This is a genomic window from Neobacillus drentensis (genome assembly GCF_036966985.1).
GTDB classification, from domain to species: Bacteria; Bacillota; Bacilli; order Bacillales; family Cytobacillaceae; genus Neobacillus; species Neobacillus drentensis_E.
The window spans coordinates 1-1,739 of the sequence record NZ_JBALSN010000679.1; the positions used below are offsets into that span (position 1 = coordinate 1).

Consider the following 1,739-nt stretch of genomic DNA (forward strand, 5'->3'; position numbering starts at 1 on the left):
GGTTTTAGTAATCTGTTAAAAGATTACTAAAACTTGGAGATAACTGGTTTTGAAAACTAAGAGAAAATATACGAAATGGTCTTTTAAAATAATTTTGATTTTAATGGGGTTACTTTTTTTAAAAGTTTTTGAAGTATTCGTATTACAACGATTAATTCACTGGATTTGGAATATACCTCAGGATGGCTTGGAAGAGTTCATTGACATACTTATTACTATATTGATTTTCGTACCATTTCTATTTATTGTGATGCATCAGAGGATTACTTTAGAGAGAGCGGAAGAAAAGTACAAAGAGTTAGCATATTATGACTCAATAACAGGACTATCAAATCGTAGATTTTTTGATAGGGAATTGAACCATTCACTAGTGAAGCAACGTGTAGATAGAAATACTGGAGCGGTCCTGTTTCTAGACATTGACGGGTTTAAACAGGTAAATGATACTTTTGGGCATGATGTTGGTGACCTTTTATTAAAGGAAATTGGAAGGCGTCTTATGAATTGTGTTGGTAAAGAAGGTACTGTTTCACGTTTTGCAGGAGATGAATTTATCATTTTATTTCCCAACACTGCCAAACCTCTAGTTTTAGAATATGTGAGAAGAATCATCAAAGAGATAAGTATGCCTTTTACGATCATCGAAAATATAATTTACACTTCAACAAGTGTTGGTATTGCTTTTTTCCCAGAACACGGAGATAAAGCAATGAATTTAATAAAAAATGCTGACATCGCAATGTATAAAGCAAAATTACAAGGAAAAAACACATATGAAATATTTTCCTAATATTGGATGTAAGACTTAAAGGATCTGTCGCCATCTTGGCGGCTTTTTTTTGTGCAGTCATAACGACATAAAATAAGATCCTAGAATATGACTTCAAAAAAAGGAAAATACTAGAGGGAAAAGTAGGTTAAGGGAGTAATCATGAAAACAATTAAGCCGATTAAATTAAACTCATATAAAACCGAAATAAATGAAAATTTAACATCAGCAGAAATGGGTAAACTGTGGGCTACCTATATGGGAAACAGCATGGGAAAGTACATTTTAAGTTATTATCTTCAACACGTTGAGGATAATGATATTAAAACCTTGTTAGAAAATGCATTAAAGTTAGCCGAAGAATTTATGAAAATCACTGAAGGAATTTTCCAAAAAGAGAATTTCCCTATTCCGAAAGGATTTTCCGAAGAGGACGTAAACCTAGGCGCTCCTCGGTTATTTCAAGATGAATTCTATGTCCATTACCTAAAATATGCTTCGAAAGCAGGGATGAGTATTTATAACGTTGGCATCCCTCTTGTTTATCGAAAAGATGTAAATGAATTTTTCAGATACTGTATGGATTCTACTATGGATTTAATGGACCAAATCAAAGAAATATTAATGAATAAAGGTCTAATTATTAAGCCGCCATTAATTCCAATTCCAGAAAAAGTAGAATTTGTTCATCGGGATTTTTTAAATGGTTTCTTTGGACATGTACGACCCTTGCACGCTTTAGAAATCGCACACTTTTACGATAATATTGAAAATAATGTTACGAGTAAGGCTTTAATTATGGCTTTTGCCCAAGTAGCAAAGGATGAAAAAATTCGGAAATTGTTTGAAAAAGGCAGGGACCTTACAACAGCAAGTATTCAAGAATATATGCAAAAACTTCATGATGAAAATTTGCCTGCACCATCTTTTCTGGATGATTTAGTGACAACATCTACTTTTTCTCCCTTTT

The 1,739-nt window shown here is 32.7% G+C and carries 2 protein-coding genes; both read left to right on the forward strand.

The window, feature by feature from the left end; translation table 11 throughout:
• Positions 1-49: 49 nt before the first annotated feature.
• Complete coding sequence (locus V7659_RS30345; protein WP_335543731.1) at positions 50-790, forward strand: GGDEF domain-containing protein; 741 nt, start codon at positions 50-52, stop codon at positions 788-790.
• 141 nt (positions 791-931) lie between these two features.
• On the forward strand, positions 932-1,739 hold an 808-nt coding region (locus V7659_RS30350), incomplete at its 3' end, for a DUF3231 family protein (RefSeq protein WP_335543732.1).